Below are 19,061 nucleotides of genomic sequence, written 5' to 3'. Positions count from 1 at the left end.
ATGATTGAAGGCTATTGCATTGATTGCGGCGCCCTGCACAGGACATCGGAGGACCAGGCGACTGTCTGGCTGTGTGTCGCCCCGGACGCAGCCGAGCAACTGGATTTGCACAGACGCCTGGGCATTGGCGCACAAGCGATAGAGTCGTCTCTGGACCCTGATGAAGTGGCCCGCATCGAGGTCAAGCCAGATCACCTGTTCCTGATCTGGAAGCGCCCGGAAAGCTTCGACGGGCGCGCATTCAACGTTTCGTCCTTCGGAGTGGTGCTGAGCGAAAAACGCCTGGTGGTCATCTGCGCGAGCAACTCGCTGCTTTCGGGTCTTGAGCACGATGCGCAAATGACCGGGCCGCTGGACGTGCTGATGGCATTACTCGCTGAAAGCGTTCACCACTATCTCGGGCATTTGCGCGTGGTCAAACAGATCGCTCGGGAGATCCAACAGCAGTTCACCCGGGCGATGGACAATCAGCAATTGGCGCAGATGTACAACCTGAGCGAAAGCCTCGTGTACTACGTCAATGCGATTCAAAGTAACGGAGCAGTGCTGACGCTGCTGCGCAACCACGGCCAGCGTCAGGGCTTCAGCGACAGTCAACTGGCTGCGCTGAACGATCTGATCGTGGAAAACGAACAAAGCTTCCAGCAGGCCAGAATTCACGCCAAGGTGTTCGCCAACCTCATCGAATCCCATGGCAACCTTGCCAACAACAGCATGAACCGCGCGCTGCGAAAGCTGACGCTGATCAACGTCGTATTCCTTCCTTTGAACCTGATCGCCGGCATCGGTGGCATGTCGGAGTTCAGCATGATGACGTCCGGCGTTCCGTGGTGGATGTCCTTTCCCGTGCTGATCGCCTGCATGGGCCTCGTGGGCGCGGGGATGGTGCTGGTATTGCGGCGCATGGCCTGAATTCAGAGCACATTCTGCTAACGCCTGCGCCGCATGCGGGCGTCAATTGGTCCGGCTGACCACCCGGATATGCGTAATCCCTACCCGCTCAGCCTGCTCGAGAATCTGCTTTGGCGTCGAATCCGCCGTGGGCATGACCAGGCTGTTTTCGGCATCGCCCAGATGCAGTTCGAGCAGATGCATCGCCGCGTCGTGCTCGGCCAGTTGCGCTTCCTTGAGTTCGAGCAGATAAGTACGAGGCTCGCCGTTGAAACGGTATTCAATGTGATAGGTGTACATGTTGTCGTCCGCGTCGGTGGGAAAAGGCACTGTTTATCCTGACGCAGCGGTCAGCTTTTAGTTCAACCTGACTGCCAAATTGCATTTGCGAACAAACTTTTTGCGCAGCGAAGCGTCCTCTTCTTAACTCTCCATAACAGCTGATCACAGCTAAGGACTGGCAATGACCTTTTTCATCTTCCTCTTGGCCTGCGCGGCGGCGGCAACCACTGGCGTGATGTTCAAACCTGGTCCGTGGTACGAATCGCTGACCAAACCCTCTTTCACCCCGCCCAACTGGGCCTTTCCGGTAGCGTGGACGATCATCTACCTGCTGCTGGCCTGGGCCGGTTATCGCCTGAGCCTGATCCCCGGCAGCCAAACGGTGCTGGCCTTGTGGGCCGCGCAAATCGCCCTGAACACGCTGTGGACGCCGGTGTTCTTCGGCGCGCATCAGGTGCTGGCGGCGCTGGTGATTCTGGCGGTGCTGTGGGTGGTGGTCGCGGTGATGGTCGTGCTCGCCCTGCAACTGGACGTGGTCACCGGGCTGATTCTGTTCCCGTACCTGGCGTGGCTGTGCGTCGCGGCGGCGCTGAACTGCTCGATCCTGATGAAGAATCGCCTGTGAGCGATTTTCCATGGCCGCAAGGCGAGCGTGAGCTAGCACAGGTTCGCGCGTTCAACAAAAAGCTCGCCTGGCTGCCGCGTTTCAAGATCCGCAATCGCCTCACCCCACGGCTGATTCAGGCGTTGCTGCGGGCGGGTCAGCTCGGCGGCGACGGCAAGCTGCGCCAGCATGGGCTGAGCGCCGAACGCAAGATCATCGACACGGTGCCCGTGCGCATCATCCGCCCCAAGAGCAAAGCCAGAGGCGTGGTGCTGGATTTCCATGGTGGCGGTTGGGTGATCGGCAATGCGCAGATGAACGACAACTTCAACATCGCCATCGTCAACACTTGCGACGTGGCGGTGCTGTCGGTGGATTATCGGCTGGCGGTGTCGACGCCAATCGAGGGCTTGCTGGAAGACTGTCTGCGCGCCACTCGCGGCATCTTGAACGATGGCGAATTTGCCGGACTGCCCGTGGTCGTCGTCGGTGAATCGGCCGGTGGGCATCTGGCGGCGGCCACCCTGCTCGCCCTCAAATCTTTGCCGCAACTGCTGCAACGGATCTGCGGCGCGCTGCTGTATTACGGCGTCTACGACCTGACCGGCACGCCCAGCGTGCGCGCCGCGCCAGCCGATACCTTGGTGCTCGACGGCCCCGGCATGGTCGAAGCGTTGCGCCTGCTCACGCCGGATATCAGCGACGAACAACGACGCCAGCCACCGCTGTCGCCGCTGTACGGCGATTTCAGCGGACTGCCACCAGCACTGCTGTTTGCCGGCGACCTCGATCCGCTGCTGGATGACTCGCGACTCATCGCTGAGCGCTGGCAGCAAGCGGCGCCGGTGGAGATGTACGTGCTGCCAGAGTGTCCGCATGGCTTCATTCACTTCCCGACCGCCACTGCTGACCATGTGCTGGCTTACAGCAGGCAGTGGATTTCGGCACGAGTGGCAAGCTACTCAGCGAAATCCGCCGAAATCAGCCCGGCGTTTTCGTAGCTGCCGATTGCATGGCGAGCCATAAAGAAACGAGACAAACAAAAGGCGCCTTCACCGGCGCCTTTTTTTGTTTGCGCTGAACCCTGCGCGATCGTTCACCCCATGCCGATTGTGGCTCAAACCGTAAACAGTCTTTACCCGATCCGCGCCTGTTTCCCCCGCCAGCCGCCGCATAGAGTTTGTTCCAGCAGCACACTCAACCAGCAAAGGAAAATACCCATGAAAGTCTCAATGCTCGTCCTCGCACTCTTCGGCTTCAGCTCGGTGGTCATGGCTCAGGACTCGACTACCACGCCACCCGTCGAGCAATACACCTACGCCAGTCACCTCGACGTCGCCAAAATCATCTCGGAAGATCCAGTGCCGGATGTCTGCGCCGTAGTGCCGGTGCACATGACTTATCAGGATTCCCAAGGCAAACAGCACATCCTGCAATACGAGGTCATGGGCAGCGGCTGCAGCAACGGTTGATCAGGCCAATACCTCGCACACCCATTGCGTCTCAGAGTTGGCTCGCTGAGACGCAAATGCCTTTACCGCTTCAATCGATCAGCGCCTGAGCAGTGCTCGCCAACTGCGCGCCGACCCGGGCTTTCAAGGTATCGATGAATCGCGTGATCTTCGCATCGACAAACTGGCGAGACGTGTAGACCGCGTAAACATTGCGCTCGTAGGTGTGGTAATCGGGCAGCACCCGCACCAGCCTGCCGGTACGCAAATCGTCGATCGCCGTGAAGCCTGCCAACAGACCAATCCCCGCCCCTTCGCGAATGGCCAAGGCCATTGCGTCCATATCGTTCACGCTGAAACTCGGCCCGCTCGGGATGAACGTCGCGTCGCCCGCCTTGCTTTTGAGCTGCCATTCATCGCGCACGTAATCCACGGTACCGAGCAGCAGGCATTGATGATCGCAAAGCTGCTCCGGCGTTTCGGGTGCGCCATGCCGCGCCAGGTATTCCGGGGAGGCCACCAGTACACAGTGACTGACGCCGATCTTCTGGCTGACATACGCCGAATCCGGCAGCGTTCGCGCGATCAGAATGGACACGTCCAACTGATCCTCAAGCAGATTGGGCATGCGTTGGGAGAGCATCAAATCGACGGTCACTTCGGGAAACGCCTGGCGATACTCCAGCACCGCGCCGGTCACCAGTTGCCGGGCCAGTCCGGGCACGCAGTGCACCCGTAACGTCCCTCGTGGTTGCAAGGCGGCATTGCTCGCCTCGGCTTCGGCGCTTTCCAGGTCAGCGAGAATCTTCACGCAGCGTTCATAAAACCGCCGGCCCGCATCGGTCACCGAGAGACGCCGGGTCGAGCGTTGCAACAGGCGGGTGTCGAGCACGTTTTCCAACGCCGAGACCGCACGCGATACGTTGCCAACGGTGGAGTCGAGATGGTTGGCCACGGCAGTGAAACTGCCCATCTCGACTACCTTGATGTACACCGACATGTTTGAAAGTTTGTCCATCCTGATCGTCCTGTAGACCTGCCACTCATTGCGGATAACGTCGGATCCTACACGCTCGCTCCCGGGCTCGATATTACCTTCTGGGACAACAATGATTCCCTCGTGGCCGGCTAAATCAAACGGCACGCCTTCCATAGACTGGATTCCACGGGACGCCTGAACTACTGCGTACAAGGCGCCGAATGAATCCTTAACCATGAAGGCGACATCCATGAACACTCTTTACGATCCGCTCTATCTCTTCATCGGTGGTCAATGGCTCACCGCCCAAGACCGCGCTACCGCTGCCGTGGTCAACCCGGCAACCGGCGAGGAAATCGGTCAGGTGCCACTCGCCACCGCAGACGATCTGGATCACGCCCTCGAAGTCGCTCGACTGAGCTTCGACCAATGGCGCCAGACCGTGCCGGACCAGCGCGCAAAAATCCTCAAGCGCGCCGCCGACCTGATCCTCGAACGCGCCCCGCACATCGCTGCGCAGATGACACTGGAAGAAGGCAAGCCACTGCGCGAAAGCCTCGATGAAGTGACCCGTGCGGCGGAATATTTCGAGTGGTTCGCCGAAAGCGCACGACGCATCGACGGCCGTGTCGTACCGGCCAATCGTCCGGGTGTACTGCAACTAGTGAAACGTCAGGCGATCGGCCCTGTGGCAGCGTTCACACCATGGAATTTCCCGGCCATCACCCCGGCGCGCAAGCTCTCGGCAGCGCTGGCCGCCGGTTGCAGCGTGGTGCTCAAGCCCGGCGAGGAAAGCCCTTCCACCGCCCTGGCCCTGGCCCGGGCGCTGGACGATGCCGGTTTGCCCAAAGGCGTGCTGCAAGTGGTGTTCGGTGTGCCGGATCAAGTATCCAGCCATCTGATTGCCTCACCGGTCATTCGCAAAGTGACGTTCACCGGTTCGGTGCCAATCGGTCGGCTGTTGTCGGCCCGCGCTGCCGAAGGAGTGAAGCCGATCACTCTGGAACTGGGTGGCCACGGCCCGGTTCTGGTGTTCGCCGACGCCGACATCGAAAAAGCTGCTGTGGAAGGCGTCGCCAATCGCTTTCGCGGCACCGGTCAGGTGTGCATTTCCTCGACTCGTTTTCTTATCCAGCGTGAGGCCTACGCCGAGTTTGTCGAGCACTTCGTCGCAGCCACCCAGGCGTTGAAAATCGGCGATGGCATGGATCCGCAAACGCAGGTCGGCCCTCTGGCCAACCCACGGCAACTGGCGAAGATGGAGCAACTGATCGCCGACGCCGTCGAGAAAGGCGCTCGGGTGCTGGCCGGTGGCGAAGCGTTGCCGGGCGCAGGCTTCTTCTTCCAGCCCACTGTTCTGGCCGATGTGCCGATGAGTGCGCGAATCATGCACGAAGAACCCTTTGGCCCCATCGCGATACTGATGCCTTTCGATGAACTGAGCGACGGCCTGCAAGAAGCCAACCGCCTGCCCTATGGCCTCTCGGCCTACGCGTTCACCTCTAATGCGCGCACCGCGATCGACGTGGCCGATGGCCTGGAAGCCGGAATGATCGGCATCAACCAGTACCGCATCGTCGCCACCGAACTGCCCTTCGGCGGCATGAAAGAAAGCGGCCACGGTTCCGAAGGCGGCATCGAAGGCATCGAGCACTACCTCACTAACAAATTCATCAGCCAGGTTTAAGGGGATTTCCATGTCGACTATCGATTTCAGCAGCCCACGCGAAGCCGCCCGCGCCTTCACCCCGAAACTGGCGCAATTCGTTGACTCAACGCTGTACCCGCAGATCTGGAGTGACCCCGCATTGGCACCCCGCGAGCGCAGCCTGATCACTGTCGCTGCGCTGATTGCCGGAGGCCACTGCGAAGAATTGCCCGCACATCTGCGCCGTGCCGCCGGCAATGGCGTGAGCCATGAAGAGTTGGCGGCGGCGATCACGCACCTGGCCTTTTACGTCGGTTTTCCGGGCGCCATCACCGCCTCGGCCATCGCCAATGCCACGCTTGCCGACACGGAGCAACGCTGAGATGAAAGCCATCAACCTGAAAGCATTCGGTTCGGCAGAAGTGCTGCAACTCGGTGAAGCGCCCAACCCTGAAGTGCGCGCGACCGACCTGCTGGTGCGTGTCTATGCGGCCGGCGTGAACCGTGCCGACCTGACCCACCGAACCGGCGGCTACGGCCATGCGAACTTCGGCGACTCGCTGATCATCGGTCTGGAGATTGCCGGGGAAGTGATCGAGACCGGCAGCGAGGTGAGTGGATTCGCCGTCGGCGACCGGGTGATGGGCGTCGTCGGCGGCGGCGCCTACGCCGAACTGGCGCGCATCGACTACCGCATGGCCATGCCGATTCCGGCGCAGCTCGACTATGTGCACGCCGCGGCGATTCCCGAAGTGTTCGTCACCGCCCACGAAGCGATGCTGCACCTGGCCCGACTCCAGTCAGGTGACTCGGTGCTGATCCATGCCGCCGCCGGCGGCGTCGGTTCCGCTGCCGTGCAACTGGCCTTTGCCACGGGCGCCACGGTGTACGCGACCACCGAAGGCAGCAAGCTGTCGCGCGTCGAACACCTGGGCGCCGACGTGGCCATCGATTACAAGACCGAGGATTTCGCCGCAGTCATCGCCGACAAAACCCAAGGTCGCGGGGTCGACGTGATCATCGACTTTATTGGCGCGCCCTACTTCGCCCGCAACATCGCCTCGCTGGCCCACGGTGGCCGCTTGGTGCAGGTCGGCATTCTTGGCGGCGGCGGCAAGGTCGACGTGGAGCTGGAGCACATCCTCTACCGGCACCTGCAAATCATCGGCACGGTGATGAAGTCGCGCACCCAGCCGGAGAAGCACGCGATGATCCAGCGCTTTCGCGACCACTGGCTGGAACGCTTCGCCGGCGCTGCGAGTCTGGAACCGGTGGTGGACAGCACCTTTGCGCTGTCCCGCGCAGCCGATGCCCATCGGAGGATGGAGTCTTCGCAGAATGTCGGGAAGATTATTCTGACGATGCAGCCGGAGGATTTGCGCTAGGACAGACATAAAAAAAGGCCAGTCCGTTGAGCTGACTGGCCTTGGTTTGTCTGACGTTTTCGCTGATCAGCTCACCTTGATCACAACCTTGCCAAACGCCCCTTTCGCCAGATGCTCATAGGCCTCGCGCGCCTGTTCGAATGGATAGACATGGTCGATCACCGGGCGAATGTCGTGCTCGGCGAGGAACACGTTCATCCGGTCGAACGATGAACGCGGTGCCACCGCAATGCCGCGAATGGTGGTCTGGCGGAAGATCAGCGGCATCAGGTTCAGCTCGACGGTCTGCCCTGTCAGAAAGCCAATCTGCGCTATCCGCCCCGAGGCCTTGGTCGCTGCTACCGACTGATTGATGCCATTGCCTCCCGCCACATCGAGCAGCAGGTCCACACCCTTGCCCTCGGTGAGTTTCAGCACCTCGTCCGCCCAGTTCGGCGTGCTGCGGTAGTTGATACCGGCGACCGCGCCCAGACGTTTTACCGCGTGCAGGTTTTCATCGCTGCTTGAGGTAGCGATGACTTTGGCGCCCAGCGCGGTGGCGATCTGCACGGCGAAAATCGATACGCCGCCGGTACCCTGCACCAACACAGTCTGGCCCGGTTGAATAGCGCCGAAATCCACCAGCGCATACCACGCAGTCAGTGCGGCGATCGGCAGTGTCGCCGCCTCTTCATCGCTCATGTTGGCCGGCGCGCCGACGGCGCTGTCCTGATGAATGATCATGTACTCGGCGAGGCCACCGGGCAGCGGCGAACCGAAGCAATAATCCGGCTCGCTCGGCCCCGGCTCGCCATCCAACCAGCGCGAGTACAGATGTGAATTGACGCGGTCGCCAACCTTGAAACGAGTAACACCGGCGCCGATTGCAACTACGGTACCGGCGGCATCGCTCACCGGAATCAGCGGTTTCGGCACCAGGTGCGGCTCGTAGATACCGTCAACGATGGCCTTGTCGCGAAAATTCAGCGAGACCGCGCCGACCTTGACCAGCAGCTCGCCAGCCTTGGGCTGCGGGGTTTGCGTCTCGCCCAGTTGCAGATTGTCGAGCCCGAAATCTTTCAGTAACCACGCTTTCATGATGTGTCTCCAAATGCATTATTGGCCGCAATCCCTCAGCGGGCTTGCCTTGGGGCCATGATTGGCTTTTACATCAGCGCAATAAATGCTTGGAAACAGACATGATTGTTCTATTCTCAGGCAACAAATCCAGATACTGAAGCTCACCGGAAAAGTCATGGAATTACTGCAATCAATGCGCCTGTTCGCCCGACTGGCGGAGCTGGGCAGTTTCACCAAAGCCGCTGAGTCGCTGGACATCGGCCGGCCGCAGGTCACTCGCTATATTCAGGAACTGGAAACATCGCTGGGCGTGCGCCTCTTCCAGCGCACTACGAGGAAAGTCGCACTCACCGCCGAGGGTGAACTTTTCTATCAGCGGGTCCAGGAAATTCTGGCCGAGATCACCGCCGCCACCACAATGTTCGATCGCACCGGAGCCACGCTGTCCGGCCGCCTGCGCATCGACATTCCCACGGCGTTCGCGCAGCTGGAATTCATCAAAAGCCTGCGCGAATTCACCGACACCTACCCCGGCATCGATATGGTGCTGGGCGTCACCGATCGTGCGGTTGATCTGGTCGGCGAAGGCATCGACTGCGCGCTGCGCATCGGCGAGCTGCCCGACTCAACCCTGATCGCCCGCCCTATCGCCTTGGCGACCATGGTCACCTGCGCCGCGCCCGAATACCTGCGCGAGCACGGCACACCGGAAACGCTTGGAGATCTGGCGAACCATCAAGGCGTGAACTTTCTCTCGGGCCAGAACAACCGCACCTTGCCCTGGCAGTTTTCAGTTGAGGGCAAACAGAAATCCTACGTCAGCCGCCAAGGTATTACCGTCACCGAGTCGAACGCCTACGTGCAGTGTGGCGTGTCGGGCTTCGGCATTATTCAGGCACCGGGTATCGCGGTGGCAGAGCATCTGGCTAACGGTGCTCTGGTGGAAATTCTGCAACCGCTGCGCCCGCTGCCTCGGCCAGTGACGCTTTTGTACCCGAGCCGCACGCATTTGCCGGCGCAGGTGCAGGTGTTTATCGAATGGCTGCAGGTGCGGTTTGTGCAGTTGCATGGGGGGTGGGTGGTAGGTTGAATCTGGCTTTATCCCGCAGTTTCTGCAGCGTGCGCACCTAGGATTTAACACTGATCCCGCGAGCAGCAAAGACTTCACGCGCAGCCGTTATACCGTTCAAGGCGCTGGGAAATCCTGCGTATACGGTCATTTGCAAGATCACATCGACCACCGCCTCCGGTGTGCACCCGACGTTCAGGGCGCCGCCGATATGCACTTTCAGTTGTGGCTGTGCATTGCCCAGTGCGGTCAGTGCCGCAACGGTTGCCAGCTCACGAGTGCAGTGATCGAGCCCGGGGCGGGCGAAGACATCGCCGTAGGCAAAACTCAGAATCCAGTCCGCAAGCTCTGGAGCAGTATCCTTCAATGAATCAACCACTGCCTGACCAGGTCCGCCAGTAATCTGCGTCAGAGCGGCTTCTCCGCGCGCTCGACGATCAGTCATGTCCACGGGCGCTGCCACACTGGTCACGCTTGCGCCAATCAATGTGGCGGACAGCAAGCGGTTGAAACCGGGAAGTTTACGGATCATGGTGATGCTCCTTTTGCTCGAGTTGGTGATAGATCTGAATCTTGTTATCCAGAACCTCCAGGGACTGGCTCAACTGGCTGATCTGCGCTTGCACGTCCCGGCGATGCTGCTCGAGAAGCTCGCGGCGTTCTGCCAGGGTCGAGTCGCCTGATCGGCGCAGTTCGGCATACCGCAGCATTTGCTGGATCGGCATTCCGGTCGCCTTCAACCGGAGCAGAAACTCGGCCCACAGCACATCCTTCTCGGCGTACACCCGGTGGCCATTGCCACCGCGCCCAACCGGGTCGAACAGCCCGATGCGCTCGTAATAGCGGATCGTGTGAGCGCTCAAATCAAGGCGCTTGGCCAACTGTGAAATTGTCAGTTCTGGATTCATGTCATCACCGTAAAGGTTTGAGCGTGCTCTAAGTCAATGGCTATTTTCAATCAGTTGGAATCAGACAAATCGCGGGCACTATCCGCGCGGTCCGTCGCTATCAGTCTCGACGGTTCAACCCCTGTTATATTCGCTTTACCAGATATATGACTATGCGTATATTCGGTTATCCGTATCCATTGCTCGGCAATCATCCCGCCGCCTTTCACCCTACGCGTCACGACATCCGCAAGCGCATCAGGCTCTTCGTTTTGGTCAAGACACAAGCTTCTGGAGGATGTATGACAGAACCCATGACCCCCACCACTTTGTTCAAGTGTCTGGCCGATGACACCCGGGCCAAAATTTCCCTGCTTGTCGTGCGCGAAGGCGAGTTGTGTGTATGCGAGCTGACGGCAGCACTCGACCTCAGTCAGCCGAAGATTTCTCGCCACTTGGCGCTGCTGCGCTCCGCCGGTTTGCTGCTGGATCGTCGCCAGGGTCAATGGGTGTACTACCGGCTGAATCCTGATGTGCCCGCGTGGGTGGCAGCAGTTCTGAAGGAAGTGGCAGACGCCAATCAGCCATGGCTGGAAACCGAGGCCAAGCGCCTGTGCTGCATGAGCGACCGACCGATCAATCAGGCCATGTGCAGCTGATTCATGCCCACCGGATCAACCACCCTGGCACTGCGCCTCAGTTTCTGAATCAAGGAATCGTCTGATGAAAATCTTGTTCATGTGCACCCACAACAGCTGCCGCAGCATTCTGTCCGAGGCGCTTTTCAACCATTTGGCGCCCGAGGGCGTAGACGCTGTCAGCTCAGGCAGCTTTCCCAGTGGCCGGGTGAATCAACGGGCACTGCAAACGCTGGAGGCGGCGGGTATTTCCACAGTGGGCTTGAGCAGCAAGGCTTCGGATGCTTTTGAGGGCTCGCCTCCGGACATCGTGATCACCGTCTGTGATCGGGCTGCGGGAGAAGCATGCCCGATCTTTTTCGGCCCAGCCTTGAAGGCGCATTGGGGGCTGGCCGACCCGTCTGAGGCTAGCGGGTCGGAAGCCGAGATCACCGCAGCGTTTGCAACCACACTGGCCAAAATCCAGGAACGCGTGAGTGCGTTTCTCGCACTGCCGCTCAAGACCATGAGCCCTGACCAACTGCAAGCTGAACTGAACCGCATCGGTTCGCTTTGAAGATCAACCGAGGCGCCCCCCTCCAGGTGCCGCCGCAGGAGTTCATATGCAAGAGACATTGCCAAACGTACACGCCGACCTGATCGACATTCCTACGCTGGAGCAGCTGTCTCCGCGTAATCCTTCGCCCCACAAACCTCGCATTTTGCTGCTATACGGATCGACGCGAGAGCGCTCGTTCAGTCGTCTGGTCACGCAAGAAGCGGCACGCCTGCTGAATGAGTTTGGCGCCGAAACCAGGATTTTTGACCCTGCGGGTCTGCCGCTGCCTGATGACGCCCCCGACACACATCCCAAAGTCGCGGAGTTGCGCGAGCTGATGCAATGGTCAGAGGGTCAGGTGTGGTGCTCTCCTGAGCGTCACGGCTCCATGAGTGCCGTGTTCAAAGCGCAGATCGACTGGGTTCCGCTGGCGCTGGGCGCTGTACGACCTACGCAAGGCAAAACCCTCGCTGTGATGCAGGTCTGCGGCGGCTCGCAGTCCTTCAACGTGGTCAATCAGTTGCGGGTACTTGGCCGCTGGATGCGGATGTTCACCATCCCGAACCAGTCTTCCGTGGCCAAGGCGTTCACCGAGTTCGATGAAGCGGGTCGCATGAAGCCTTCTTCGTACTACGACCGCTTGGTGGACGTGATGGAAGAATTGATGAAGTTCACGCTGCTCTTGCGCGATCGTCAGGATTACCTGGTCGACCGTTATTCCGAGCGCAAGGAATCCGCCGAAGAGCTGTCCAGACGAGTCAACCAGCGTTCAATTTGATACCTGTGTGCGGAAACGGTATGAGCGCACCACGATCTTTCACATGTTGAGGCCTTTGCGCCGGGAGGATGCTGGTGAGTCAGAATTCGAAACTTGATGTCGTGGTCATTGGTGGTGGTCAATCCGCGCTGACAGTCGCCTATTTTTTGAAGCGCACAGGCTTGTCTTACGTGCTGCTCGATGCCGAGCCGGGACCGGGAGGCGCCTGGCGGCATGGCTGGGATTCGCTGCGACTCTTCTCGCCGTCGGCATGGAGCTCGATTGCAGGCTGGCCGATGCCGGCCATAACCGAGGGGACGCCCGGGCGGGACGATGTTGTCGAATACCTGACTCAGTACGAGCGCCGGTATGACTTCCCCATCATCCGCTCCACGCGGGTGACCGGTGTCGAGAAGATCGAAGGCGGGTTGCGCGTTATCTCAAAGGACAATTACTGGGACGCCAAAGCGGTTATCAGTGCAACAGGCACCTGGAGCCGCCCGTTCGTACCGGACTATCCCGGCCAGGCGTTGTTTGCAGGCAGGCAGCTTCATTCCGCTCATTACGTCGGGCCGAACGGGTTTGCGGGTAAAAACGTCCTTGTCGTCGGTGGCGGCAACTCCGGCGCCCAGATTTACGCCGAGGTCTCCAAAGTGGCTCAGGCAACCTGGGTCACGCAACAGGCCCCAACGTTCTTACCTGATGAGGTGGATGGACGAGTCCTGTTCGAACGCGCTACTGCTCGACTGAAGGCGCAGCAGGATGGCGTCGAGCCTCAACAGCCCGTTGGAGGGCTGGGAGACATCGTCATGGTGCCACCGGTGAAGGAAGCTCGCGAACGCGGTGTACTGAACGCAGTACGGCCCTTCACACGTTTCACTTCGACAGGGGTTGTGTGGTCATCGGGGATCGAGACAAAGGTGGACGTTGTCATCTGGTGCACGGGCTTTTCTCCAGCGCTCGACCACCTGAACAACCTGGGCGTTGTGGGCCGGGATGGCAAAGTGATTGTGGACGAAAGCCGAAGCGTTGCGATACCCGATCTGTGGCTGGTGGGTTACGGCGACTGGACGGGGCTCGCTTCTGCCACATTGATCGGCGTAACCCGCACCGCCCGGGATGTGGTCAGGCAAGTGCAAAGCTATCTCACTGGCGGAACCTGATTGCTCGCGGCGCCGTGAAGCCATAAGGTCGCTAGCCTGTAAATCATCTTCAGCGAGCAGAATCAGGCAAATTGCCAACAGTATCCGCCTAACGCCGACACCGCCCTGCCCCCTAATCTGAACCCATGCAGAACACACCACTGCAACGGGTTAACCAGATACGGATCTGAACGACCCGGACCTCAATCTCAACTTGACCGGAGTCACCGCCATGAAAACTGTAAGCCAACTGATCGCCGTCGCCACTTTCGCTCTGAGCGCCAGCGCATTCGCCGTACCGAGCAATCAGGAAGATCGTTTCTTCACCCAGGTCAACGAACCACAGCAGACTGTTGCTGCCGATGGCTCGGAACGTACGCCGCAGGGCCAGGCTCTGGCTGAAAACGGCCGCAATCGCCTCGAGGAAAAAGGCCTGGCGGAGGACGGTTATGACAAGACCCCACAAGGCCAGGCCATCGCTGCCGACGGTTCAGACCGCACCCCATTGGGTGAGGCCCTGGCCGCTGATGGATCGGACCGCACACCGGGTCGTCGCGCAGCTTAAGCGCGTGTTGCCGAGACAGGACAAGTCCTGCGGGTTTGAGACCTGCAGGACTTTTCCGTCTTTTGAGGCAAGACCTGATCGAAAACTCAATTGATAGGAACAGGCAATACTTCGATCCGATTCGGCATCGTCCGCCAGCGTTATCCGCCCTAGCATGGCCTCTCCAATTGCCTGCTGGAGTACAGATCCATGAAGACCCTTTTCATCACCGGTGTCAGCAGCGGCTTTGGCCAAGCGCTGGCCAAGGAAGCACTTGCCCAGGGCCATAAGATCATCGGCACAGTGCGCAGCGAATCAGCGCTGGCAGCCTTCGAAGCGCTGTCGCCCGAACGCGCTCATGGGGTGGTGCTGGACGTTACCGATTTCGATGCCATCGATGGGGTGGTTGCGGCAGTGGAGGATCGCCACGGCCCGGTGGACGTGCTGGTCAACAACGCAGGTTATGGCCACGAGGGGATTTTTGAAGAGTCGTCGCTGCAGGAAATGCGCCGCCAGTTCGACGTCAACGTGTTCGGCGCGGTGGCGGTGGCCAAGGCGTTCGTCCCGTATTTTCGCCAGCGCCGCGCGGGGCATGTTCTTAATATCACGTCGATGGGCGGCCATATCACCATGCCCGGGATCGCGTATTACTGCGGCAGCAAGTTTGCGCTTGAGGGCATCTCCGACACCTTGAGCAAGGAGCTTGCACCCTTCAATATTTTTGTCACCGCTGTGGCGCCGGGGTCATTTCGCACCGACTGGGCAGGCCGCTCGATGCAACGCACGCCGCGTAGCATCAGTGACTACGACGCAAGCTTCGATCCGGTGCGCAAGGCCCGGGAGGAGAAAAGCGGCCAGCAGCTGGGCGATCCGCTGAAAGCTGCACGGGCCATGCTGACCATCATCGACAGTCCAGATCCGCCGGCTCACCTGCTATTGGGCAGTGATGCGCTGGCGCTGGTGCGTGACAAGTTGCAGCAGACGGCGGAGAGTATTGAGCAATGGGCAGCGCATAGTCGTTCGACGGATGGCTGAAAGATCAAAAGCACCCTCACCCCAGCCCTCTCCCGGAGGGAGAGGGAGCCGATCCGGGTGGATTCAACCCCCGCGTTCGGCACAATATTACAGGTCGGCGTAGTACCAGAAAGCACCACGGTCAGTCCCCTCTCCCTCTGGGAGAGGGCTAGGGTGAGGGCTCTGTCTGACACCCCGCCAATCAGCCAGACAGGTTCGAACGCGCCTTTTCACAAGGAAACCCACAGCCCATGCCGAAACCGAAAGACCCAATCACCGCGCGCATGGTCCAGCTAATGAGCCAGCTCGCCCCGCTGGAGGGCTACAACCTGAGCCCGCTGGACGATGTACGTTTCCTGCGTTCCAACCGACCGCTGACCCGCACGCCGGTGCTGTATGAACCGGGCATCGTCATCCTCTGTCAGGGGCGTAAACGCGGTTACCTCGGCGATGAAATCTACGTCTACGACGCTCAGCACTATCTGGTGGTGTCGGTGCCGGTACCCTTCACCATGGAAACCGACGCCAGCGAAGCCGAGCCAATGCTCGCGGTGTACGTGCGTCTGGATTTCGCCCTGGCTGGCGAACTGATTCAGCAAGTGGATGAGCGGTGGGATTTCCCCACAGCGCAACCGATGGGCATGTACGCCTCGCCTCTCGACGAACCGCTGCGCCGGTCAACCCTGCGTTTTCTTGAAGTGATGAGCGACGAAGCCGACGCGCAAATCCTCGGCCCGGCGATGCTGCGCGAGCTCTACTACCGTATCCTCACCGGCGAACAAGGTGGCACCCTGCGCGCCGCCATCGCCCAACAGGGCCAGTTCGGCAAAGTGACCCGCGCCATCCACAAGATCCACAGTTGCTATCACCAACATCTCGACGTAGAAACCCTGGCCGAAGAAGCGCAGATGAGTGTGCCCAATTTTCATCTGCACTTTCGCAAGGTTACCGATTCCTCGCCGATGCAGTATCTGAAGTCGACGCGTTTGCACCAGGCGCGATTGCTGATGCTGCGTAACGACCTGACCGCGGCAAAATCTGCGTTTCTGGTCGGTTACGAAAGCGCCTCGCAATTCAGCCGCGACTTCAAACGCCTCTTCGGCCGCACACCGCTAGCGGAAGTGGCGTGGATGAAAACGGCCTATGCGCTGCCGGCACCGACGAGTGCTTCGCCGTTTGTGTCGTCGCACTGATTTTCAGTGCCACGCTCCGCGCACTTATTGCAGCAAATTCCCCGTTCGCATAGTGCTTGCCCCCTCCTGCGTTTCCTCGCCCAATCATGCAGGTCAGTCGCCTGCATCAGGATGGGAACATGAACACCACAGCCATTCCCGAAGGTTTTACTCCGTTCACCCGCAGCAGTCCTTTGCTGGATCTGCTCGGCCCGATCTACGCCAGGGGTCAGGGGCTGCACTTGGAACTGGGTTTACTGACCGACTCCCGCCACGCCAATGGCCGTGGCACTTTGCATGGCGGTGTATTGGCGACACTGGCGGACGTGGGCATGGGTTACGCCATGGCCTTTTCCAGCGATCCACCGCAGCCGTTGATCACGGCGAGCATGACCCTGGATTATCTCGGTGCAGTGCAAATCAACGAATGGCTCGAAGTGCGCCTTGAGCACTCCAGAAAGGGCCGCCAACTGGCGTTTGCTGGCGTCAGTCTGCACGTCGGTGAGCGAACGGTTGCGCGCGCCAGTGCCGTGTTCGCCGTGCCGATGAATTGAATCGACTGACTCGACTCATCGTCCCACCTGGACGGCAGGCCGGGATTTGCCGCCCCGCCCGCACGGCCATTACCTTCAAGGCATTGTGTTCGCCATCGTCACCCCATACGCAGCCAGAAGCATATCCGCCGCCCGCTCACCAATAACGACACACGGCGCCATCGTGTTGCCAACGGTAATGCGCGGCATGATCGAGGCATCTGCAACGCGCAGCCCGTCGATCCCGTACACGCGTAATTGGTGGTCAACCACCGACAGCGCATCGCGGCCCATTTTTGCCGTGCACGACAGGTGCCAGTAGGTCACGGCCGAATTGCGGATGAACTGTTCCATAGCGCGACGCTCTCTGGGACCGGGCACGACTTCGCGCTTGATCAGCGCATTGAAGGCCTGGCTGTTGCCGAGTGCGCGGCACAGTTCGATCGACGCATGGGCTGCGGCCATGTCCTCGGGCTCGCTCAGGGAGTTCGGCTCAATGATCGGTGCATCCAGCGGCCCAGCACCCGACAACCGCAAGCGTCCGCGACTGGCAGGTCTGGCAAGCCCGGCGAACATGGTCCAGCCATGCTCCGGCGGCTCGATGGCGACCTCAGGCGGAGACGGTACCGCGAATGCCAACTGGCACTGCAACAGGTCCGGGGCTTCCAGGCGGCTGTCGCTTTTCCAGTACAAGGTGGTTTCGCATCCGCTGCCAGCGACGGCCTGGGGTTGTCGATACTCCCACGTGCAAGCGAACGCCAGATGATCCTGCAAATTCTCGCCCACACCGGGTAGATGAACGACCGGTGCGATGCTGTGTTTTCGCAGTTCATCCGCCGGGCCGATGCCCGACTGCATGAGCACTTTCGGTGATTGCACCGCGCCCATGGACAGGATGACTTCAGCTGCGGCATGAAAGCAGCGCCGCTCGCCGGCGATCAACACTTCGACACCGACGGCCCGGGTGCCGACCAGCAACACGCGGGTCACTAAGGCTCCGGTCAGCACCGTCAGATTTGGACATTGCAAGCGTGGCTGGATGTAGGCGTCATAAACCGATTCACGCTTGCCGTGTTTGATGCGCAAGTCGGTGATGGCGACCCCGCCCGGGCCTTCCATCATCTCGCCATTGGGACTGTCGAATCGGGGGATGCCCAGATCGCTGGCCGCCTCCAGCGTTGCCCACGCAAGGGGTTGAGGCGTGGCCGGCTGTTCGACATGTACCGGCCCACCTGAACCACGCCGAGTGGCGTCCGGGCTGCCTTGCCAGTTTTCGATCCTGCGGTAGTAATCGAGAACCGATGCGTAGCCCCAGGCCGGGTCGCCAGACTCGGCAGCAAAATGCTCCCAATCGGCGCGATGGCCGCGCGACCAGACCATCACGTTGATGCTCGAACCTCCACCGAGCCCCTTGCCCATGCTCAGCGGGAGCCGTCGACCGTTGAGGCGTGGATCGGATTGCCCCTCGAATGCCCAGTCGCGCGCGGAGCCGAGGTTCAGCGGCCATTGCGCCGGTTCGGTCACCTCGGGGCCTGAGTAACCTTCGCCGGCTTCAATCAGCAGAACCCGTGCGCCTGACTGATCGGCAAGCCGCGCAGCGACCACGCAGCCCGACGTGCCGGCACCACAGACAATGAAATCGTAGTCGTGAGCGCTTCGAGGGTTCATACGCCCACTCTCCTTCGATGCCGCGATCACTGCTCAGCAACGCCGTGCACGGCCTTGAGAATCACCGCCGCGACTTGCGCCGGCTGCGACTGCTGCGGGACATGGCTGGACTTCACCTCGGCGAGGGTCGCACTGATGCGCTTGGCGGCAGACCGCTGGACGTCGGGATGAATCATCCGGTCTTCGGTAGCGAGCAGGTACCAGGACGGCTTGGTTTTCCAGGCCGAAACGGTGGTTTTATCTTCGAAAGCCGAGGCCTTGATCGGCCCCTGTGTGGCGGTCATGACGGCGGTCTGCGCGGCCGGCAGATCCTGAGCGAAATCCTTGGCCATGCCTTCAGCGGTCAGATAGAGGAAGCCGTTACCGTCGGCCTTGATCTGACTGATGCCCGGCGGCGTCGGCGCGCCTTTACCCTGCTCGCCGCTGGTTTGCCCGGCCTCTGGCGCGAAGGCGGCGACGTACACCAGAGCGCTCACTTTCTGGTCGTTGCCGGCTTCGGTGATCACCGTGCCGCCCCAGGAGTGACCGACCAGCACCACCTTGCCCTGCTGGTTGTTCAGCGCGCGGCGCGTGGCGGCAACATCATCGGCCAGCGAGGTGAGCGGATTTTGCACAACGGTAACGGCCACGCCTTTGGCTTGCAGCAGTGGCACCACTTTGGCCCAGTCGGAACCGTCGGCGAAGGCGCCGTGTACGATCACCACCGAAGGCGTTGTATCCTGCGCGTGGCTGGCGCCGGCCATGAAGGTACTGGCCAGGGCAAAGGCGACGGTGGCGAATTTCGATTTGATTGTTTTCAT

At 60.5% G+C, this 19,061-nt stretch carries 23 protein-coding genes; 16 read left to right on the top strand and 7 right to left on the bottom strand.

The window, feature by feature from the left end:
* Positions 1-912 (top strand): magnesium transporter CorA family protein, encoded by a 912-nt coding sequence (locus AB4N41_RS19670; protein ID WP_150742655.1) that lies wholly within the window; start codon positions 1-3, stop codon positions 910-912.
* Between the two features lie 42 nt (positions 913-954).
* Here AB4N41_RS19670 and AB4N41_RS19665 read toward each other — a convergent pair whose 3' ends face one another.
* A complete protein-coding gene (locus AB4N41_RS19665) occupies positions 955-1,221 on the bottom strand; it encodes a hypothetical protein (protein ID WP_252877931.1) in 267 nt (88 codons plus the stop codon).
* 133 nt (positions 1,222-1,354) lie between these two features.
* Between AB4N41_RS19665 and tspO the strand changes: the two genes are divergently transcribed.
* The 3 genes from tspO (at position 1,355) to AB4N41_RS19650 (ending at position 3,249) form a co-directional block, all read left to right on the top strand.
* A complete protein-coding gene (gene tspO, locus AB4N41_RS19660; RefSeq protein WP_041480509.1) occupies positions 1,355-1,798 on the top strand; it encodes a tryptophan-rich sensory protein TspO in 444 nt (147 codons plus the stop codon).
* Positions 1,795-2,778, top strand: coding sequence for an alpha/beta hydrolase (locus tag AB4N41_RS19655; RefSeq protein ID WP_252877930.1), 984 nt, complete (start codon positions 1,795-1,797; stop codon positions 2,776-2,778). Before tspO ends, AB4N41_RS19655 begins: the two co-directional genes overlap by 4 nt.
* Positions 2,779-2,997: 219 nt before the next feature.
* On the top strand, positions 2,998-3,249 hold the full coding sequence (locus tag AB4N41_RS19650; protein ID WP_039758903.1) for a DUF2790 domain-containing protein: 252 nt from the start codon (positions 2,998-3,000) through the stop codon (positions 3,247-3,249).
* A gap of 70 nt (positions 3,250-3,319) precedes the next feature.
* On the opposite strand, the gene AB4N41_RS19645 is transcribed toward AB4N41_RS19650, so the two are convergent.
* A complete protein-coding gene (locus AB4N41_RS19645) occupies positions 3,320-4,246 on the bottom strand; it encodes a LysR family transcriptional regulator (RefSeq protein WP_252877929.1) in 927 nt (308 codons plus the stop codon).
* A gap of 211 nt (positions 4,247-4,457) precedes the next feature.
* Between AB4N41_RS19645 and AB4N41_RS19640 the strand changes: the two genes are divergently transcribed.
* Genes AB4N41_RS19640 through AB4N41_RS19630 form a run of 3 tightly spaced genes read left to right on the top strand, consistent with a single transcriptional unit; the run spans position 4,458 to position 7,240 of the window.
* Positions 4,458-5,894 carry an NAD-dependent succinate-semialdehyde dehydrogenase gene (locus AB4N41_RS19640; RefSeq protein ID WP_252877928.1) on the top strand — a complete coding sequence of 479 codons (1,437 nt, stop codon included), beginning with the start codon at positions 4,458-4,460 and terminating at the stop codon, positions 5,892-5,894.
* A gap of 10 nt (positions 5,895-5,904) precedes the next feature.
* Positions 5,905-6,237, top strand: coding sequence for a carboxymuconolactone decarboxylase family protein (locus AB4N41_RS19635; protein ID WP_150635620.1), 333 nt, complete (start codon positions 5,905-5,907; stop codon positions 6,235-6,237).
* 1 nt (position 6,238) lies between these two features.
* On the top strand, positions 6,239-7,240 hold the full coding sequence (locus tag AB4N41_RS19630; protein WP_252877927.1) for an NAD(P)H-quinone oxidoreductase: 1,002 nt from the start codon (positions 6,239-6,241) through the stop codon (positions 7,238-7,240).
* A 66-nt stretch (positions 7,241-7,306) separates the two neighbouring features.
* Here AB4N41_RS19630 and AB4N41_RS19625 read toward each other — a convergent pair whose 3' ends face one another.
* Positions 7,307-8,317, bottom strand: a complete 1,011-nt coding sequence (locus tag AB4N41_RS19625; protein ID WP_236169206.1) for a zinc-dependent alcohol dehydrogenase family protein — start codon at positions 8,315-8,317, stop codon at positions 7,307-7,309.
* A gap of 157 nt (positions 8,318-8,474) precedes the next feature.
* Here AB4N41_RS19625 and AB4N41_RS19620 point away from each other — a divergent pair, with 157 nt between their 5' ends.
* On the top strand, positions 8,475-9,389 hold the full coding sequence (locus tag AB4N41_RS19620; RefSeq protein WP_056784938.1) for a LysR family transcriptional regulator: 915 nt from the start codon (positions 8,475-8,477) through the stop codon (positions 9,387-9,389).
* 37 nt (positions 9,390-9,426) lie between these two features.
* Here AB4N41_RS19620 and AB4N41_RS19615 read toward each other — a convergent pair whose 3' ends face one another.
* Both AB4N41_RS19615 and AB4N41_RS19610 read right to left on the bottom strand, forming a co-directional pair.
* Positions 9,427-9,819 (bottom strand): carboxymuconolactone decarboxylase family protein, encoded by a 393-nt coding sequence (locus AB4N41_RS19615; RefSeq protein ID WP_370593534.1) that lies wholly within the window; start codon positions 9,817-9,819, stop codon positions 9,427-9,429.
* 70 nt (positions 9,820-9,889) lie between these two features.
* Positions 9,890-10,276, bottom strand: a complete 387-nt coding sequence (locus AB4N41_RS19610; protein ID WP_056784936.1) for a MerR family transcriptional regulator — start codon at positions 10,274-10,276, stop codon at positions 9,890-9,892.
* Positions 10,277-10,557: 281 nt separating this feature from the next.
* On the opposite strand from AB4N41_RS19610, the gene AB4N41_RS19605 reads away from it, so the two are divergent.
* From AB4N41_RS19605 to AB4N41_RS19570, 8 genes are all read left to right on the top strand, one after another.
* Positions 10,558-10,914, top strand: a complete 357-nt coding sequence (locus tag AB4N41_RS19605) for a metalloregulator ArsR/SmtB family transcription factor (protein WP_056784934.1) — start codon at positions 10,558-10,560, stop codon at positions 10,912-10,914.
* 64 nt (positions 10,915-10,978) lie between these two features.
* Entirely contained in the window at positions 10,979-11,449 is a 471-nt protein-coding gene (locus AB4N41_RS19600; protein WP_095179654.1) for an arsenate reductase ArsC, read from the top strand.
* Positions 11,450-11,495: 46 nt separating this feature from the next.
* A complete protein-coding gene (gene arsH, locus AB4N41_RS19595; protein ID WP_252877926.1) occupies positions 11,496-12,209 on the top strand; it encodes an arsenical resistance protein ArsH in 714 nt (237 codons plus the stop codon).
* A 68-nt stretch (positions 12,210-12,277) separates the two neighbouring features.
* On the top strand, positions 12,278-13,351 hold the full coding sequence (locus tag AB4N41_RS19590; RefSeq protein ID WP_252877925.1) for an ArsO family NAD(P)H-dependent flavin-containing monooxygenase: 1,074 nt from the start codon (positions 12,278-12,280) through the stop codon (positions 13,349-13,351).
* Positions 13,352-13,562: 211 nt separating this feature from the next.
* Positions 13,563-13,895: a hypothetical protein gene (locus AB4N41_RS19585; protein ID WP_252869268.1), complete on the top strand. Its 333-nt coding sequence runs from the start codon at positions 13,563-13,565 to the stop codon at positions 13,893-13,895.
* Positions 13,896-14,084: 189 nt separating this feature from the next.
* Positions 14,085-14,909: an oxidoreductase gene (locus tag AB4N41_RS19580; protein WP_460137917.1), complete on the top strand. Its 825-nt coding sequence runs from the start codon at positions 14,085-14,087 to the stop codon at positions 14,907-14,909.
* Positions 14,910-15,139: 230 nt separating this feature from the next.
* On the top strand, positions 15,140-16,081 hold the full coding sequence (locus tag AB4N41_RS19575; protein ID WP_460137916.1) for an AraC family transcriptional regulator: 942 nt from the start codon (positions 15,140-15,142) through the stop codon (positions 16,079-16,081).
* A 119-nt stretch (positions 16,082-16,200) separates the two neighbouring features.
* Positions 16,201-16,614, top strand: a complete 414-nt coding sequence (locus AB4N41_RS19570; RefSeq protein WP_056784917.1) for a PaaI family thioesterase — start codon at positions 16,201-16,203, stop codon at positions 16,612-16,614.
* Between the two features lie 75 nt (positions 16,615-16,689).
* Here AB4N41_RS19570 and AB4N41_RS19565 read toward each other — a convergent pair whose 3' ends face one another.
* Both AB4N41_RS19565 and AB4N41_RS19560 read right to left on the bottom strand, forming a co-directional pair.
* On the bottom strand, positions 16,690-18,261 hold the full coding sequence (locus AB4N41_RS19565) for a GMC family oxidoreductase (RefSeq protein WP_460137915.1): 1,572 nt from the start codon (positions 18,259-18,261) through the stop codon (positions 16,690-16,692).
* A 26-nt stretch (positions 18,262-18,287) separates the two neighbouring features.
* Positions 18,288-19,061, bottom strand: coding sequence for an alpha/beta fold hydrolase (locus AB4N41_RS19560; protein WP_252885811.1), 774 nt, complete (start codon positions 19,059-19,061; stop codon positions 18,288-18,290).

This window comes from Pseudomonas sp. S2_A10, from assembly GCF_054668465.1.
This window is presented reverse-complemented; position numbering and strand designations above follow the sequence as displayed.

Excerpts from the sequence above, each read along its gene's own strand:
- AB4N41_RS19670 (WP_150742655.1), top strand. The coding sequence starts at position 1 with ATGATTGAAGGCTATTGCATTGATTGCGGCGCCCTGCACAGGACATCG.
- tspO (WP_041480509.1), top strand. The coding sequence starts at position 1,355 with ATGACCTTTTTCATCTTCCTCTTGGCCTGCGCGGCGGCGGCAACCACT.
- AB4N41_RS19650 (WP_039758903.1), top strand. The coding sequence starts at position 2,998 with ATGAAAGTCTCAATGCTCGTCCTCGCACTCTTCGGCTTCAGCTCGGTG.
- AB4N41_RS19645 (WP_252877929.1), bottom strand. The coding sequence starts at position 4,246 with ATGGACAAACTTTCAAACATGTCGGTGTACATCAAGGTAGTCGAGATG.
- AB4N41_RS19640 (WP_252877928.1), top strand. The coding sequence starts at position 4,458 with ATGAACACTCTTTACGATCCGCTCTATCTCTTCATCGGTGGTCAATGG.
- AB4N41_RS19635 (WP_150635620.1), top strand. The coding sequence starts at position 5,905 with ATGTCGACTATCGATTTCAGCAGCCCACGCGAAGCCGCCCGCGCCTTC.
- AB4N41_RS19630 (WP_252877927.1), top strand. The coding sequence starts at position 6,239 with ATGAAAGCCATCAACCTGAAAGCATTCGGTTCGGCAGAAGTGCTGCAA.
- AB4N41_RS19625 (WP_236169206.1), bottom strand. The coding sequence starts at position 8,317 with ATGAAAGCGTGGTTACTGAAAGATTTCGGGCTCGACAATCTGCAACTG.
- AB4N41_RS19620 (WP_056784938.1), top strand. The coding sequence starts at position 8,475 with ATGGAATTACTGCAATCAATGCGCCTGTTCGCCCGACTGGCGGAGCTG.
- AB4N41_RS19610 (WP_056784936.1), bottom strand. The coding sequence starts at position 10,276 with ATGAATCCAGAACTGACAATTTCACAGTTGGCCAAGCGCCTTGATTTG.
- AB4N41_RS19605 (WP_056784934.1), top strand. The coding sequence starts at position 10,558 with ATGACAGAACCCATGACCCCCACCACTTTGTTCAAGTGTCTGGCCGAT.
- AB4N41_RS19600 (WP_095179654.1), top strand. The coding sequence starts at position 10,979 with ATGAAAATCTTGTTCATGTGCACCCACAACAGCTGCCGCAGCATTCTG.
- arsH (WP_252877926.1), top strand. The coding sequence starts at position 11,496 with ATGCAAGAGACATTGCCAAACGTACACGCCGACCTGATCGACATTCCT.
- AB4N41_RS19590 (WP_252877925.1), top strand. The coding sequence starts at position 12,278 with ATGCTGGTGAGTCAGAATTCGAAACTTGATGTCGTGGTCATTGGTGGT.
- AB4N41_RS19585 (WP_252869268.1), top strand. The coding sequence starts at position 13,563 with ATGAAAACTGTAAGCCAACTGATCGCCGTCGCCACTTTCGCTCTGAGC.
- AB4N41_RS19580 (WP_460137917.1), top strand. The coding sequence starts at position 14,085 with ATGAAGACCCTTTTCATCACCGGTGTCAGCAGCGGCTTTGGCCAAGCG.
- AB4N41_RS19575 (WP_460137916.1), top strand. The coding sequence starts at position 15,140 with ATGCCGAAACCGAAAGACCCAATCACCGCGCGCATGGTCCAGCTAATG.
- AB4N41_RS19570 (WP_056784917.1), top strand. The coding sequence starts at position 16,201 with ATGAACACCACAGCCATTCCCGAAGGTTTTACTCCGTTCACCCGCAGC.
- AB4N41_RS19565 (WP_460137915.1), bottom strand. The coding sequence starts at position 18,261 with ATGAACCCTCGAAGCGCTCACGACTACGATTTCATTGTCTGTGGTGCC.
- AB4N41_RS19560 (WP_252885811.1), bottom strand. The coding sequence starts at position 19,061 with ATGAAAACAATCAAATCGAAATTCGCCACCGTCGCCTTTGCCCTGGCC.